Annotated in this window: 15 protein-coding genes; 5 read left to right on the forward strand and 10 right to left on the reverse strand. The window is 60.9% G+C overall.

Features of this window, described 5'->3' with window-relative positions; genetic code table 11:
- Positions 1-317: 317 nt before the first annotated feature.
- Positions 318-2,240, forward strand: coding sequence for an ATP-binding cassette domain-containing protein (locus GWL_RS03795; protein WP_034350499.1), 1,923 nt, complete (start codon positions 318-320; stop codon positions 2,238-2,240).
- A 15-nt stretch (positions 2,241-2,255) separates the two neighbouring features.
- Here the strand turns inward: GWL_RS03795 and GWL_RS03800 are convergent, their stop codons facing one another.
- On the reverse strand, positions 2,256-3,104 hold the full coding sequence (locus tag GWL_RS03800) for a SirB1 family protein (RefSeq protein WP_034350500.1): 849 nt from the start codon (positions 3,102-3,104) through the stop codon (positions 2,256-2,258).
- 111 nt (positions 3,105-3,215) lie between these two features.
- Positions 3,216-4,769 (reverse strand): murein biosynthesis integral membrane protein MurJ, encoded by a 1,554-nt coding sequence (gene murJ, locus GWL_RS03805; protein ID WP_008326858.1) that lies wholly within the window; start codon positions 4,767-4,769, stop codon positions 3,216-3,218.
- Between the two features lie 402 nt (positions 4,770-5,171).
- Between murJ and rpsT the strand changes: the two genes are divergently transcribed.
- Complete coding sequence (gene rpsT, locus GWL_RS03810) at positions 5,172-5,438, forward strand: 30S ribosomal protein S20 (protein WP_006463174.1); 267 nt, start codon at positions 5,172-5,174, stop codon at positions 5,436-5,438.
- Positions 5,439-5,616: 178 nt separating this feature from the next.
- On the opposite strand, the gene GWL_RS03815 is transcribed toward rpsT, so the two are convergent.
- From GWL_RS03815 to GWL_RS03825, 3 genes are all read right to left on the reverse strand, one after another.
- The gene (locus GWL_RS03815; protein WP_034350501.1) at positions 5,617-6,081 is read right to left on the reverse strand and encodes a DUF192 domain-containing protein; all 465 of its coding nucleotides are present in this window, start codon (positions 6,079-6,081) and stop codon (positions 5,617-5,619) included.
- A 162-nt stretch (positions 6,082-6,243) separates the two neighbouring features.
- Positions 6,244-6,414, reverse strand: coding sequence for a hypothetical protein (locus GWL_RS23610; RefSeq protein ID WP_006463172.1), 171 nt, complete (start codon positions 6,412-6,414; stop codon positions 6,244-6,246).
- 210 nt (positions 6,415-6,624) lie between these two features.
- The gene (locus GWL_RS03825; RefSeq protein ID WP_008326861.1) at positions 6,625-7,185 is read right to left on the reverse strand and encodes a pseudouridine synthase; all 561 of its coding nucleotides are present in this window, start codon (positions 7,183-7,185) and stop codon (positions 6,625-6,627) included.
- A gap of 237 nt (positions 7,186-7,422) precedes the next feature.
- On the opposite strand from GWL_RS03825, the gene icd reads away from it, so the two are divergent.
- A complete protein-coding gene (gene icd / locus GWL_RS03830; protein ID WP_008326862.1) occupies positions 7,423-8,679 on the forward strand; it encodes an NADP-dependent isocitrate dehydrogenase in 1,257 nt (418 codons plus the stop codon).
- Positions 8,680-8,844: 165 nt separating this feature from the next.
- Here the strand turns inward: icd and GWL_RS03835 are convergent, their stop codons facing one another.
- Positions 8,845-9,051 carry a cold-shock protein gene (locus tag GWL_RS03835; RefSeq protein WP_006463169.1) on the reverse strand — a complete coding sequence of 69 codons (207 nt, stop codon included), beginning with the start codon at positions 9,049-9,051 and terminating at the stop codon, positions 8,845-8,847.
- A 338-nt stretch (positions 9,052-9,389) separates the two neighbouring features.
- On the opposite strand from GWL_RS03835, the gene clpS reads away from it, so the two are divergent.
- Entirely contained in the window at positions 9,390-9,704 is a 315-nt protein-coding gene (gene clpS, locus GWL_RS03840) for an ATP-dependent Clp protease adapter ClpS (protein WP_013233417.1), read from the forward strand.
- Complete coding sequence (gene clpA, locus GWL_RS03845) at positions 9,701-12,004, forward strand: ATP-dependent Clp protease ATP-binding subunit ClpA (RefSeq protein ID WP_008326864.1); 2,304 nt, start codon at positions 9,701-9,703, stop codon at positions 12,002-12,004. Before clpS ends, clpA begins: the two co-directional genes overlap by 4 nt.
- A 143-nt stretch (positions 12,005-12,147) precedes the next feature.
- Here the strand turns inward: clpA and GWL_RS03850 are convergent, their stop codons facing one another.
- The 4 genes from GWL_RS03850 to lspA form a co-directional block, all read right to left on the reverse strand.
- Positions 12,148-13,239, reverse strand: a complete 1,092-nt coding sequence (locus GWL_RS03850) for a M48 family metallopeptidase (RefSeq protein WP_192811555.1) — start codon at positions 13,237-13,239, stop codon at positions 12,148-12,150.
- A gap of 11 nt (positions 13,240-13,250) precedes the next feature.
- Complete coding sequence (gene dut / locus GWL_RS03855) at positions 13,251-13,700, reverse strand: dUTP diphosphatase (RefSeq protein ID WP_008326876.1); 450 nt, start codon at positions 13,698-13,700, stop codon at positions 13,251-13,253.
- A gap of 71 nt (positions 13,701-13,771) precedes the next feature.
- Complete coding sequence (coaBC, locus tag GWL_RS03860) at positions 13,772-14,968, reverse strand: bifunctional phosphopantothenoylcysteine decarboxylase/phosphopantothenate--cysteine ligase CoaBC (protein ID WP_008326879.1); 1,197 nt, start codon at positions 14,966-14,968, stop codon at positions 13,772-13,774.
- Positions 14,969-15,030: 62 nt separating this feature from the next.
- Entirely contained in the window at positions 15,031-15,546 is a 516-nt protein-coding gene (gene lspA, locus GWL_RS03865) for a signal peptidase II (RefSeq protein ID WP_008326883.1), read from the reverse strand.
- Position 15,547: the final 1 nt, after the last annotated feature.

Here is a 15,547-nt window from a genome sequence, read left to right on the forward strand (position 1 = left end):
CGGGAATCGGAATGCGCTATCTTACCGCATCACGCCGCCAGCCCGGCGGCCCGGCCCTGGGCAATGCTTAACCAGTTGTAACATGGCTCTCGAACGACGGGGAAATTCGAGCTTTTGTCGCTATTTTTCATCAATCCCGTTGCTTTGATGCAAACCGGAGTGATTCTGCGTCCCGCGATGGAGCGTGGCTGCGCTTAAATCAGCATTTCGGCGGCGCAGTCGGTACAATGCCGCTCTTGCGCTTTTTCCCGCATCAAGCGCCTTTGCTTTCATCCTGCGCGGCCCTGGCCGTCGCATTCACGCAGATCACGCACGCTATGGCAGTCATTTCCCTCTCCGACGCACAACTGGCCTTCGGCCACGTCGCCCTTCTGGATCACGCCGAATTCTCGCTGGAGACCGGCGAACGCATCGGCCTGATCGGCCGCAACGGCACCGGCAAGTCCTCGCTGCTCAAGATCATCGCGGGGCGCTCCAAGCTCGATGATGGTTTGCTGGTGATGCAGCAGAACCTGAAAATAGCCTATGTCGATCAAGAGCCGCACTTCCCGGAAGAGATGAGCGTCTTTGACGCCGTGGCCTCGGGCCTGGGCGAGCTGCCGGCGCTGCTGGCCGAATATGAAGCCATCACCGGCCAGTTCGGCGGTGACAACGACGATGCCCTGCTGGAGCGCATGCACCAGATCCAGACCGTGCTGGATGCGGCCGATGCCTGGTCCATCGGCAACAAGGTCGAGACCACGCTGGACAAGCTGAACCTGAACCGCGAGGCCCGCATCGGCGAGCTCTCCGGCGGCATGAAGAAGCGCGTGGCGCTGGCCTGCGGGCTGGTGGGCAATCCTGACGTGCTGCTGCTGGACGAACCGACCAACCACCTCGATTTCGGCTCCATTCTCTGGCTGGAAGGACTGCTGCGCGACTTCAAGGGCAGCATCCTCTTCATCACCCACGACCGCAGCTTCCTGGACAACGTCTCCACCCGCATCATCGAACTGGATCGCGGCAAGATTCTCTCCTTCCCCGGCAACTTCACCACCTACCAGGCCCGCAAGGCCGAGCTGCTGGCCAATGAGGAAGTGGAGAATGCCAAGTTCGACAAATTCCTGGCCCAGGAAGAAGTCTGGATCCGCAAGGGCGTGCAAGCCCGCCGCACCCGTGACGAAGGCCGCGTACGCCGTCTGGAAGCCCTGCGCGTGCAGCGCAGCGAGCGCCGCGAACGACAGGGTCAGGTCAAGCTTGAAGTGGGTACCGGTGAGCGTTCCGGCAAGATCGTGGCGGAACTGGAGAATGTGAACAAGGCCTACGGTCCCAAGACCATCGTGCGCGACTTCAGCACCATCCTCATGCGCGGCGACAAGGTCGGGCTGATCGGCCAGAACGGCGCGGGCAAGACCACGCTGTTGAAGCTGATCCTGGGCGAGGAGGCGCCCGACAGCGGCACCGTCAAGCAGGGCACCAAGACGCAGGTGGCGTATTTCGATCAGATGCGCGCGCAATTGAATGAAGAAACCACCCTGGCCGACACCATCGCCCCGGGCAGTGACTGGGTGGAAGTCAACGGCCAGCGCAAGCACGTGATGACCTATTTGTCGGACTTCCTGTTCGCGCCCGAACGCGCGCGCTCGCCGGTGCGCACGCTTTCCGGGGGCGAGCGCAACCGCCTGCTGCTGGCGCGCCTGTTCGCCAAGCCGGCCAACGTGCTGGTGCTGGACGAACCGACCAACGACCTCGACATCGATACGCTCGAACTGCTGGAAGAATTGCTGGAAGAGTATGAAGGCACGGTCTTCCTGGTCAGCCACGACCGCATGTTCCTGGACAACGTGGTCACGCAGGTGATCGCCTCCGAAGGCAATGGCCTCTGGCGTGAATACGTGGGCGGTTACTCCGATTGGGAGCGCCAGCGTCCGGCCCAGTCAACCGCTGCTTCGAAGGCGGCTGCCAAGGCGGCCGACAAGAACGAGGTCAAGGCTGAATCGACCATGGCCGCACCCGCAGCGGCGCCCGCACCGGCCAAGAAGAAGCTGAGTTACAAGGAACAGCGCGAGCTGGAAGAGCTGCCCAAGCGCATCGCCGTGCTGGAAGCGGAACAGAAGGAACTGTCGGCGAAACTGGCCGATCCGGATCTGTACAAGAAGAGCGCCGATGAAGCCGTCAAGCTGAACCAGCGCTTCGCCGAGATCGACGAAGAACTGCTGGTGAGCCTGGAACGCTGGGAAGAAATCGAAGGCCGGCAGTAAGCCCGGCCAAGCCGATCAGCTTGGCTTGCGCAGAGCTTCGCGCAGGTCGGGCAGCATCTCGCGCAGGTTGGGCGCGTCCTCGGCATGGGGACGCAGGGCCAGATAGGCTTCCAGGTCTTCCAGCGCCGCCTGGGCCTGGCCCAGGTTGGCGTAGGCCAGGCCACGGTCGCGCTTTTCGGTGATTTCCTCGGGCAGCAGGATCACCAGGCGCTCCTGCACATCCAGCACTTGTTGCCAGCGCTGGCCTTCCATGAAGATGGCCTTGAGGTTGCGCAGCATGCGCGCCAGGATCTCGCGCGGATGGGCCGCGCGCAGGTAGGCCGCCAAGGGCAGTTCATCACCGAAATCTTCTTCCGGCTGGTGCGCCAGATAGGGCTCCAGTCGCTCTTCCAGTTCCTGCCGCGACAGGCTGGCGCCATTCATGGGATCGAGCACGATCTCGCCCGACTGCACCGACAGCTTCATCAGGAAATGGCCGGGGAATGACACCCCCTTCATGTCCAGCCCGATGTGCTGGGCCAGTTCGATGTAGACCACTGCCAGCGAGATGGGAATGCCGCGTCGTGTCGAGATGACGCGGTGGATGTAGCTGTTGTCGGGATCGTAGTAATTGTTGACGTTGCCGGCGAAGGCCATTTCCTGGAAGAAGAAATGATTCAGCATGCGCAGCTTCTGGATCTGCGAGGCATCCGAGGGCAGGCGCTGCTTGAGCTTGAGCGCCAGCGTGTCGAGCGCCATCTCTTCCTCGGCAAAATCCATTTCCGGATAAAAATCCTGTCCCAGCGTCAAGGCGGATTCGAACAGCGGAATCGAATCATCCTGGCGCACCAGCGAAGCAAAATAGTCGAGGGAGGTGAGCGTCATGTCACCCATGCTATCAAAATATTGCGCGCTGCGTCAGGTCTGCCGGGAGGGGAATGAAATTTCTTGTGTCAGAGTGCGCCCGGCTTGTGATGAAGTGCTGTGCAAGCCCCTTCAGCGACGCGCGATGCGCTTGAATTCGCGCAGGCGGAAGCCCATCGCGAACAACGGTCCGAAATACGCCGCTGCACATACCATCAATACCAGCATCAGCGCGCCGATGCGCAGCAGCGGATGGGCGCGCAGCGCAACCCAGTCGAAGTGGCCGGCGCTCCACAGCGCCACGCCCGCCATCACCAGCAGCGCGCCGGTCAGGCGTACCAGGAACAGGCCCCAACCCGGACGCGGCACATAGATCCGGCGACGGCGCAAACCGATGAACAGGCACAGGGCATTCAGACAGGCACCCAGCCCGATGGACAACGCCAGACCGGCGTGGGCGAACAGCGGCACGAAGACACTGTTCATGAGCTGGGTGGCGATCAGTACGCCCACGGCGATGATGACGGGGGTGCGGATATCCTGCTTGGCGTAGAAGCCGGGTGCCAGGATCTTCACCACGATCAGGCCGATCAGGCCCACGCCGTAGGCCACCAGCGCATGGCTGACCATGGTGACCGACAGCGCATCGAAGCGGCCATAGTGGAACAGGGTGGCCGTGAGCGGCTCGGAGAGCGTGGCCAGGCCCACGGCCGATGGCATGGCCAGCATGAAGGTCAGGCGCAGCCCCCAGTCCAGCAGGGCGGAATACTCTTCCATGTCCTCGGCGGCATGGGCGTTGGAGAGGCTGGGCAGCAGGATGGTACCCAGCGCCACGCCCAAGAGCGCGGTCGGGAATTCCATCAGGCGATCCGCATAGCTTAGCCAGGAGACGCTGCCATGCTCCAGGCGCGAGGCAATGTTGGTATTGATCATCAGGCTGATCTGCGCCGCCGAGACGGCGAAGACGGCAGGGCCCATCTTCTTCAAGACCCGTTTGACGCCTTCGTCACGCAGCCCCAGCAGCGGATTCCAGTACAGGCGCGGCAGCATGCCGATCTTGATCAGGGCCGGCACCTGGATCGCCACCTGCAGGATGCCGCCCACCAGCACGGCAAAGGCCATCGCGTAGATGGGTTGTTTCATGAAGGGTGCCACGAACAGCGCGGCGACGATGAAGGCGACATTGAGCAGCACCGAGGTGACCGCCGGAATCTTGAATTCCTTCCAGGTATTGAGGATGCCCCCGGCCAGCGCCACAAAGGCCATGAAGCCGATGTAGGGAAACATGATGCGGGTCATCAACACCGAGGCATTGAAGGCATCGTGATCATATTGCAGGCCGGTGGCGATGAAATAGACCACCAAGGGGGTGGCGATGATGCCGGCCACGCAGGTGATGAGCATGACCCACATCAGGGCCGTGGCCACGTGGTCCACCAGATGCTTGGTTTGCTCGGGACCGCGCCGGTTCTTGTATTCGGCCAGGATCGGCACGAACGCCTGCGAGAAGGCGCCCTCGGCAAAGAGCCGGCGCAGCAGGTTGGGAATGCGGAAGGCGATGTTGAAGGCGTCGGTGTAGGCGGAGGCGCCGAAGGTGCGGGCGAACAGAATTTCCCGGGCCAGCCCGGTGATGCGCGAGAGCATCGTCATGCCGGAGATGGCGGCGAGGGTTTTATGCAGATTCATGGAGCGGCATTATAGCGGTGGGCAGCGGTGCTTTTGCGGTGGTGATGTTGGCCGGCGGCGTTCATGGAGGGCGGGCGCGGCGGCAGAACCGTGTGCAGGGGCGGGGAAGGGGTGGTTTCAAGCCGATGTGAAAGAAAAGACAATGACCCCCGCGCCCGGGCCGATAGAGTCGCCGCGGCGTCAGCAGGTTCGTCAACCGGTATGAATTTCTTTGCGGAAATCGGCAAGCCTGCGGCAGCATCGCAACGGATGGCATCGTGTTTACGGCAGAATTGGGGCAGATGCGGACAAGTGGATTGCCTTGTTACCGGAATCTGGTTATAATCCGATGCTTTACAGAATTTGGCATCGCGAGTCCTCGGGGTTTGCGGCGCAAACGACTCTCGATTTAGGATAATTTTCATGGCAAATACCGCACAGGCACGTAAGCGTGCTCGTCAAGCAGTCAAGCAAAACGCTCACAACTCGAGCCAGCGCTCGACCCTGCGCACCGCAATCAAGGCAGTTCGCAAGGCCATCGCCGCCGGCGACAAGGCTGCAGCAACCTCCGTGTTCCAATCTTCCGTGTCGACCATCGACAGCATCGCCGACAAGAAGATCATCCACAAGAACAAGGCTGCTCGTCACAAGAGCCGCCTGGCTGCTGCCCTGAAGGCCCTGGCTGCTTAATTGCTCCGGCGCTTGAACTGAAGCGCGGCCTCGCCCGCTTCAGACTGCAGTACAAGAAAACCGCTTGAATTCAAGCGGTTTTTTGCGTTTTCGCGATGCTTCTCTACAAGCCTTGTGTTTTGTAGACGTATCGGCAGGGACGCTGCCTTGCAGTGCCGTCCCGCCGTTCCTGGCGATCTTATCGGGGCAGGCCCTCGATCCTGGTGCCTGGCTTGATGTTCTTCTGTTTGAACCAGCCCTTGTTCATCTCCAGCGCATACACCGCCGGGCGCTTGGCGCAGTGTGAGTCTAGGGTCTGTTCCTTCATTTCCTCGATGTTGATGATGACGCCTTTTTCATCCATGAAGGCGACCGACAGGGGGATCAGCGTATTCTTCATCCACATGCACACCCCGGCCGGCTGGCCGAAGAGGAACACCATGCCTTCGTTGTCGGCCATTTTCTCGCGGAACATCAGGCCTTGCTCGCGCTCGGCTTCGGTCTGGGCCACTTCGGCCTTGATCAGATAGATGCCGATATTGAGCTGGGTGGTGGGGAATCTGCGCACCTGCGGCGTTTGCGCACCGGCGCTAGAGAGGCAGCCAAGCGCCAGCAGGGCGGCCGCGCTGCGCAGGAAAAAACGGGAAAGGGAAGATTGGCGCATGTTCATTATCAGTCGTGATTCGGATCGGCCTCGGGCTGCCAAAGCCCCACAGCATAGCAGCAGCGCGACAGCCCGTGTGCGGTGTGCCTGCGGGCAGGTCGCAAACCTTGCGGACATGAAAAAAGGCAGGACGAGCCTGCCTTTTCATTGAGCGGACGCTAATTACTTAGCTTCAGCTGCCTTCTTTGCCTTCTTGGCCTTCTTTGCCTTCTTGGCCTTCTTTGCCTTCGGCGCAGCGGCTTCAGCCTTCGGTGCTTCAGGCGCGGCCGGAGCTTGTGCGAAAGCAGCAGTTGCGAACAGACCAGCGATCAGAGCGGCGATCAATTTTTTCATTTTGCGTCCTTCAATTCAACATGTTAGGGATGTGAGGCAAACGATGATTCGTGCGAATCACTGCCAATAACGAAGTGCGCGTATGAAGGTTGACACCGTTTCAGATCTTTTTTATGAACATTCCTGAAGAAGTGGGCAGGTCCGCCGGCTGAAAAACTTGTCTGATTGACTATTTTGCAAGAGTTTCCCGCCGTCGGCGCGGGCGGTTGCTCAGCTCTCCAGCTCTTGCGGATCGACTTCTCGCCACTCCCCCGGCATCACCGGATGGGTGGCCAGCGAGAACGGACCGATGGCAATACGCACCAGGCGCAGCGTCGGCAGGCCGACGGCGGCCGTCATGCGGCGCACCTGGCGGTTCTTGCCTTCGCTGATGGTCAGGGCGACCCAGCTGGTGGGCTGGTGGGCGCGCTGGCGGATGGGCGGCGTACGCGGCCACATCCAGTCAGGTTGCTGGATCAGCCTTGCCTGGCCGGGCTGGGTCACGAAGTCGCCCAGGTCGAGCGGGTCGCGCAGGCGCTGCAGGGCATCCGGGGTGGCCAGACCCTCGACCTGAGCCAGATAGGTCTTGGGCTGCTTGCGGCGCGGGTGGGCAATGGCGTGTTGCAGCTTGCCGTCATCGGTGAGCAGCAGCAAGCCCTCGCTGTCGGCATCCAGTCGGCCGGCAGGGTAGATGGCGGGAATATCGAGGTAGTCAGCCAGGGTCTGGCGCTCGGGATGGGCCGAGAACTGGCTCATCACGCCGAAGGGTTTGTTGAAGAGGATCAGAGGCATGCGCTAGTGTCGCAAAAAGATGGCCTTGCGTAAAATCCTGATGGATAATCAAATGATCATGTTCTATATCTTATATAAGACATTACCATTGCAATCCGGAATTTTCCCGGCTCAAAACCCGGAAATCTCTTAAAATTCCCGGCTTGTATGGCAAATCATGCAAGGTCGTCGCTGATCCTGCATGGGCGTTGCCGCTGATGCTTCCTAATGCTACCGCCTCAACCGTCGGAGACCACGATGTCGTACCAACATATCCAAGTGCCTGCAGAAGGGCGCAAGATCACCGCCAATGCCGATGACACCCTCAATGTCCCCAACAACCCGATCATCCCCTTCATCATGGGCGATGGCGTGGGCGTGGACGTCACGCCGGTGATGTTGAAGGTGGTCGATGCGGCAGTGGAGAAAGCCTACGGCGGTGCGCGCAAGATCCACTGGATGGAAATCTATGCGGGCGAGAAGTCGACCAGGCTGTATGGCCAGGATGTCTGGCTGCCCGAGGAAACCCTGGACGTGCTCAAGGAGTACCTGGTCTCGATCAAGGGGCCGCTGTCGACCCCGGTCGGTGGTGGCATCCGTTCGCTCAACGTGACCATGCGCCAGCAGCTGGACCTGTATGTCTGCCTGCGTCCGGTGCGCTACTTCAAGGGCGTGCCTTCGCCGTTGCGCGAACCGGAGAAGACCGACATGGTGATCTTCCGCGAGAATTCCGAAGACATCTACGCCGGTATCGAATGGCAGGCCGGTACGCCCGAAGTGAAGAAGCTCATCGAGTTGCTGACGCGCGAAATGGGCGTCAAGAAACTGCGCTTCCCCGAGACCTCGGCCCTGGGCATCAAGCCGGTCTCGCGCGAAGGCACCGAGCGCCTGGTGCGCAAGGCCATCCAGTATGCGATTGACCACGACAAGCCCTCGGTGACGCTGGTCCACAAGGGCAACATCATGAAGTACACCGAAGGTGCCTTCCGTGACTGGGGCTATGCGCTGGCCGGCCGCGAATTCGGTGCGGAACTGATCGACGACGGCCCGTGGATGCGCCTGAAGAACCCCAAGACCGGTCGCCAGATCATCATCAAGGATGCCATCACCGATGCCTTCTTCCAGCAGGTGCTGATGCGTCCGGCCGAATACAGCGTGATCGCCACCATGAACCTGAACGGCGACTACATCTCGGACGCGGTGGCGGCCCAGGTCGGCGGCATCGGCATCGCGCCCGGGGCCAACATGTCGGATTCGGTGGCCGTGTTCGAAGCCACCCACGGTACCGCCCCCAAGTATGCCGGCAAGGATTATGTGAACCCCGGTTCCAGCATTCTCTCGGCCGAAATGATGCTGCGCCACATGGGCTGGATCGAGGCGGCGGACCTGATCATCTCGGCCATGCAGAAGTCGGTCTCGGCCAAGCGCGTGACCTACGATTTCGCCCGCCTGCTGGAAGGGGCGACCCAGGTTTCCTGCTCCGGTTTCGGTGAAGTGATGATCGAAAACATGTAAGCCGCGCGGACTGCCTGGAGCGCATGTCCGTGCTGAAATTGATGACTAAAAAACAACAAACAGCCGGCTTGTGTCGGCTGTTTTTTTTGCGTTACAGGGGGAGAGTGGATTTGGCGCCCAATGAAAAAAGCCCCGCGATTGCGGGGCTTTTAGAGAAACCGGGGTTTAAGCGGCGTTCTGGATGTTCGATGCTTGCTTGCCCTTGGGGCCTTGCGTGACGTCAAACTGGACTTTTTGACCTTCTTTCAGGGTCTTGAAGCCGTTCATCTGGATTGCGGAGAAATGGGCGAACAGATCTTCGCCGCCGTCATCCGGAGTGATAAAGCCAAAGCCTTTGGAATCATTGAACCACTTGACAGTACCTGTTGCCATAAAAGCATCTTTCAAAAATAACTATCACACGAGCCGTCAAAGCAAGAAGCATCGCGCGTCACGCAGCCCCCCTTAAACCGTGCCCCCTTTCGTATCGACGAGTTGTTACATTTAGTAACTACTAATCAATGAATTCCATTGTTCTCGGTCGAAATCCAAAAGTCAAGCAGTTTTCATGTTCTGCTTTGTGGTCCTGTTTGAGTGATGGGGAAAGAAACCCTTGATTTAGGATAAATCATCGTCATCTGCGCAAGGTCCGGAAAACAAGTAATATCTATCTCATCTAGAGGTTACGAGATCATTGTGCGTTGCACAGCTTTTGATGGTCCAATAAACGCATGGCAACCAAGCACGAAAATGATGGCGGTACAGTTCTGGAACGGCAAGAGTCCAAGCTCAAGCCGCCCCCGATGTACCAGGTTTTGTTGTTGAATGATGACTATACGCCGATGGAATTCGTCGTCGCCGTCATCCAGCAGTACTTCAACAAGGACCGTGAAACCGCGACGCAGATCATGCTCAAGGTTCACCGCGATGGGAAGGGAATGTGTGGTGTGTATCCCAAAGATATCGCATCCACAAAAGTGGAACTCGTTTTAACCCACGCTCGAAAAGCAGGGCACCCCCTGCAATGCGTGATGGAGGAAGCATGATTGCGCAGGAACTCGAAGTCAGTTTGCACATGGCCTTTGTCGAAGCCAGACAATCCCGTCATGAATTCATTACCGTGGAACACTTGCTGCTGGCGCTGCTGGATAATCCCTCCGCCGCAGAAGTGCTGCGCGCCTGCTCGGTGAACATTGACGATCTGCGCAAGACGCTGACCAATTTCATCACCGACAACACGCCCACGGTGCCCGGCACCAATGAGGTGGATACCCAGCCCACGCTGGGCTTCCAGCGCGTGATCCAGCGCGCCATCATGCACGTGCAGTCGGCTTCCAACGGCAAGAAGGAAGTCACCGGCGCCAACGTGCTGGTGGCCATCTTCGGCGAGAAGGATTCGCACGCGGTCTACTACCTGCACCAGCAGGGTGTGACGCGTCTGGACGTGGTCAACTTCATCTCGCACGGCGTGCGCAAGGATCAGCAGGCCGACCCGCAGAAGGCCCCGGAAGGCGCGGAAGACGTGCAGGCCGAAGGCCAGCAGAAGGAAAGCCCGCTGGATCAGTTCACCCAGAACCTGAACAAGGCCGCCGCCGAAGGCAAGATCGATCCGCTGATCGGTCGCGAGTCCGAAGTCGAGCGCGTCATCCAAACGCTCTGCCGCCGCCGCAAGAACAATCCGCTGCTGGTGGGCGAAGCCGGCGTGGGCAAGACCGCCATCGCCGAAGGCCTGGCCTGGCGCGTGACGCAAGGCGACGTGCCCGAGATCCTCAAGAATGCCGTGGTCTATTCGCTGGACATGGGCGCGCTGCTGGCCGGTACCAAGTACCGCGGTGACTTCGAGCAGCGCCTCAAGGCCGTGTTGAAGCAATTGAAGGACAGCCCCAACGGCATCCTCTTCATCGATGAAATCCATACCATCATCGGTGCGGGTTCGGCTTCGGGTGGCACGCTGGATGCGTCCAACCTGTTGAAGCCGGCGCTCTCGAGCGGTCAGTTGAAGTGCATCGGCGCGACCACCTATACCGAATTCCGTGGCGTCTTCGAGAAGGACCACGCGCTGTCGCGTCGCTTCCAGAAGATCGATGTGAACGAACCGACCGTGGAGCAGACCGTGCAGATCCTGCGCGGCCTGAAGTCCAAGTTCGAGGAACACCACGGTGTGAAGTATTCTGCTTCGGCGCTGACCTCGGCAGCAGAACTGGCGGCACGCTTCATCAATGACCGTCACCTGCCTGACAAGGCCATCGACGTGATCGACGAAGCCGGTGCCGCCCAGCGCATCCTGCCCAAGTCCAAGCAGAAGAAGACCATTGGCAAGCCGGAAATCGAGGAAATCATTTCCAAGATCGCCCGCATCCCGCCGCAGTCGGTCAACCAGGACGACCGCGCCAAGCTGCAGACCATCGAGCGTGATCTGAAGAACGTGGTGTTCGGCCAGGACCCGGCCATCGAAGCACTGGCCTCGGCCATCAAGATGGCACGTGCCGGCCTGGGCAAGACTGACAAGCCGATCGGCTCCTTCCTGTTCTCCGGCCCGACCGGCGTGGGCAAGACCGAAGTGGCCAAGCAGCTGGCCTTCATCCTCGGTATCGAGCTGGTGCGTTTCGACATGTCGGAGTACATGGAACGTCACGCCGTGAGCCGCCTGATCGGCGCGCCCCCGGGCTATGTCGGTTTCGACCAGGGCGGTCTCCTGACCGAAGCCGTCAACAAGAAGCCGCATGCCGTGCTGTTGCTCGATGAAATCGAGAAGGCACACCCCGACATCTTCAACATCCTGTTGCAGGTGATGGACCATGGCACGCTGACCGACAACAACGGCCGCAAGACCGACTTCCGCAACGTGATCATCATCATGACCACCAATGCGGGGGCCGAGAGCCTGCAGAAGCGCACCATCGGCTTTACCGAGAAGAAGGAAGCCGGCGACGAAATGGCGGACATCAAGCGCATGTTCACCCCGGAGTTCCGCAACCGTCTGGATGCCATCATCAGCTTCCGCCCGCTGGACGAGGAAATCATCCTGCGCGTGGTCGACAAGTTCCTCATGCAGCTGGAAGAGCAGCTGCACGAGAAGAAGGTGGAAGCCGTCTTCTCCGACAGCCTGCGCAAGTTCCTGGGCAAGAAGGGCTTCGATCCGCTGATGGGTGCACGTCCGATGTCGCGCCTGATCCAGGACCTGATCCGCAAGGCGCTGGCCGACGAACTGCTGTTCGGCAAGCTGGTCAGCGGTGGCCGTGTGACGGTGGAGATGGACGACAAGGATCAGATCAAGCTGGACTTCCCCGAAGGCGACGATTCGTCTCCGCCGGAAGAACCGCAAGAGAAGCTCGAAGTCGAATAAGCCACATCAGGCAAGCCATCAAGGCCACGTCGGGAAACCGGCGTGGCCTTTGTTTTGCAGAGGGCTTCATTTTCGAGAAGCAAACAAAAACGGCGCGGTCTTCACCGCGCCGTCTTCACTTCAAATACTTCATATCACCATTTTTACGGCACCACCGGCTTGCCCGCCTCCTGCTTGGCCTTGACGATCTGCGTGACCTTTTCGATCATCGCCAGGCGATAGGTCGTAGAGGGATGCAGCGCCGTATAGCCATTGGGCACGCTGGCCGGAACCTGGTCAGCCAGGCGCTTCCAGAAGGCCGGCACGTTGTCGATGTTGTAGCCGGCGCGCGCCAGCAGGTACAGCGAGAGCGTATCGGCCGCGGCATCCAGATCCTGCGGATAGACGCGGATGCCGGCCGTGCCGACAGTCATGGTCGGGTCAGGATGCGGCAGCAGCAGGTTGTCGATCACTTCGGCGATGGTCGAGACCATGCGCTGGCGGATGGCGTGACCGAGGATGTTGTGCGCCATTTCCTTGGCGATCAGGTAGGCCAGTTCATCATCGGACTGGGTGAACCTGAGCATGCCGCGCGTGATGAGCACGCGGCGGCCATCAGCGTAGGTGTTGACGTTGTCGGCATTGCCCAGCTCGATGCTGAAGGCGCAGGCGTAGGTCAGCGGGACGCTGACGATGCTGTTCTGGCCATTGCGCTGGATGCCCAGTGCAATGGGCGCCTTCTTGACCACCAGCGGGCTGAGCAGCACGGCCGCCTGGCGTTCGGCATCCGTGCCTTGCGGCATGGGCTTGCCAGCCACCGAGATCAGTACGTCGCCACGCTGGATGCCAGCCTGCTCGGCGCCGCTGCCGGGCAGCACGCCGGTCACCTGGAGGCGGTCGTCATAGCCCAGGCTGCGTGCGGTATCGGCAAATTCGATGGGGAAGGAGTACTTGTTCTTGGCCGTGAAACCCAGCAGATTGCGGGAATTTCCCCGGCACAGCTGGGCGTTGCTGGTCAGCAGCGGCGCTGCCACGCGGTAGAGCCGGTCCTGCTGCGCGATCAGTTCGCGCAATTGCTGCTGCTGGGGATTGTCGGCTACCGGGCGCGGCGCCTGGGTGGTCGTGGTGGCCGGCTTGGACGGTGTGTCCGTCACCGGACCCGGTTCCTGGGTGGCACAGGCGGCCAGCAAGGCCAGCGGTGCCAGGACGGCAAGGGTTTTCAGTTTCTGCCACTGCGGCAGGGGGGATACGAGCATGCGGTTCTCCATCAGTGTTTGCCTGTGCTGCCGAAACCACCGGCGCCGCGTTGGCTGCTGTCGAATTCATCTACCACATTGAAGCCGACCTGCAGTACCGGCACGATCACCAGCTGCGCCAGGCGTTCCATGGGGTTTAGGACAAACTCGGTACTGCCGCGGTTCCATGTCGAGATCATCAACTGCCCCTGATAATCCGAATCGATCAGTCCGACCAGGTTGCCCAGCACGATGCCATGCTTGTGGCCCATGCCGCTGCGCGGCAGGATCACGGCGGCATAGTTCGGATCGGCCAGGTGGATCGCCAGGCCGGTGGGGATCAGATGGGTGGAACCCGGCGCCAGCGTCAGCGGCGCATCGATGCAGGCCCGCAGGTCCAGGCCGGCGCTGCCGGGGGTGGCGTAAGCGGGTAACTGGTCTTTCATGCGGGGGTCGAGGATCTTGATGTCGATGGTCTTCATGAGGCGTAATCGGATTCCAAAAAACAAAAGCGTACAAAAGACACGGCCCGCAAGACGCGGGCCGTGCACCGTCAGGCCGCCATGCGGCGCGCAATCTCGCGCACCAGCTGGCGGGCCAGGGTCTGCTTGTCCGCACGCGGCAGGGCGCTGTGGCCCTGGGCGTCGAACAGCATGAGAGCATTGTCATCCCGACCAAAGGTCTGGTGACCGATGTTGCCGACCAAGAGCGGAATGTTCTTGCGAATCCGCTTGGCCGCGCCATATTGCTCCAGATTCTCCGACTCGGCGGCAAAACCGACGCAATACGGGCGCTGGGGCAGGGCGGCCACACTGGCCAGGATGTCAGGATTCTGGACGAACTCCAGCTGCGGCGTATCGTTTTCGTCCTGTTTCTTCAGTTTCTGGTCGCTGGCATTGGCCACGCGCCAGTCAGCGACGGCCGCAACCGCCACGAACAAGTCTTTTTCCTTCACATTGCCCAAAACCGCCTCATACATCTGCCGCGCCGTCTGCACGTCCACCCGGTGCACGCCAAAAGGCGTCTGCAGCGCCGTCGGGCCCGACACCAGGGTGACATCGGCCCCGGCTTCGCGGGCGGCGCGGGCGATGGCATAACCCATCTTGCCGGAGGACAGATTGGTGATGCCGCGCACGGGGTCGATCGGCTCGAAGGTCGGCCCGGCCGTCAGCAGCACGCGGCGACCGGCCAGCACCTTGGGCTGGAAGGCGGCGACGATCTCTTCCAGCAGTTGCGCCGGCTCCAGCATGCGGCCTTCGCCGACCTCACCGCAGGCTTGCGCACCGGCGTCCGGCCCCAGCAGGAGGATGCCGTCCTCGCGGATCTGACGCACATTGCGCTGGGTGGCCGGGTTCTGCCACATTTCCACATTCATGGCCGGGGCCACCATCAGCGGTACCCGGGCCGGACGGGCCACGCACAGGGTCGAGAGCAGGTCGTCGCAATGCCCGTGGGCCAGCTTGGCGATGAAATCGGTGGAGCAGGGCACGATCACCACCGCATCGGCGTCGCGCGTGAGATTGATGTGCGGCATGTTGTTGTCCATGCGCGCATCCCACTGGTCGGTGTAGACCGGGTTGCCGGTCAGGGCCTGCATGGTGACGGCGGTCATGAAGTGCGTGGCCGCCTCGGTCATGACCACGTGCACGGCGGCGCCGGCGCGACCCAGTTCGCGCGCCAGCATGGCGGCCTTGTAGCAGGCCACGCCGCCGGTGAGGCCCAGTACGATTTTCTTGCCAGCCAGATCCATTGTTTGCTCCCGGAATGCGGCGTACCGCAGGCGTGTTCAGACGTGCGAACGGGCGGACTTGCCTACTTTTTGGAGACGCGGCGCAGTTCGTCCACGACGAACAATACCGCACCCACGCAGATCGCACTATCGGCGATGTTGAAGGCCGGCCAGTGCCAGTTGCCGACGTAGACGTCGAGGAAGTCGATCACGTGTCCATAGACCACGCGGTCAAGCACGTTGCCGATGGCACCGCCCAGGATCAGCGCCAGCGCCCAGCAGAACATGCGCTGACCGGGATGCTTGCGCAGCAGGTGGATGATGAACACCGCCGCGCCGATGCCGATGGCGGTGAACAGATAACGCTGCCAGCCACCGCTGGCGGCCAGGAAGCTGAAGGCCGCGCCCTTGTTGTAGACCAGGACCAGGTTGAAGAAACCGGTCACCGGCAGTGATTCGCCATAGTGGAACAGTTTCAGGATGGTGATCTTGGTGAGCTGGTCCAGCAGCAGCACGATGGTGGCGATGCCCAGCCAGGGCAGCAGCCCTTGGAGGGTGGACGAAGAACCGGAAGAGGAGGAGCGCTTTTTGGTTGCCATG

This window comes from Herbaspirillum sp. GW103, assembly GCF_000261365.1.
Taxonomy (GTDB): Bacteria; Pseudomonadota; Gammaproteobacteria; order Burkholderiales; family Burkholderiaceae_D; genus Herbaspirillum.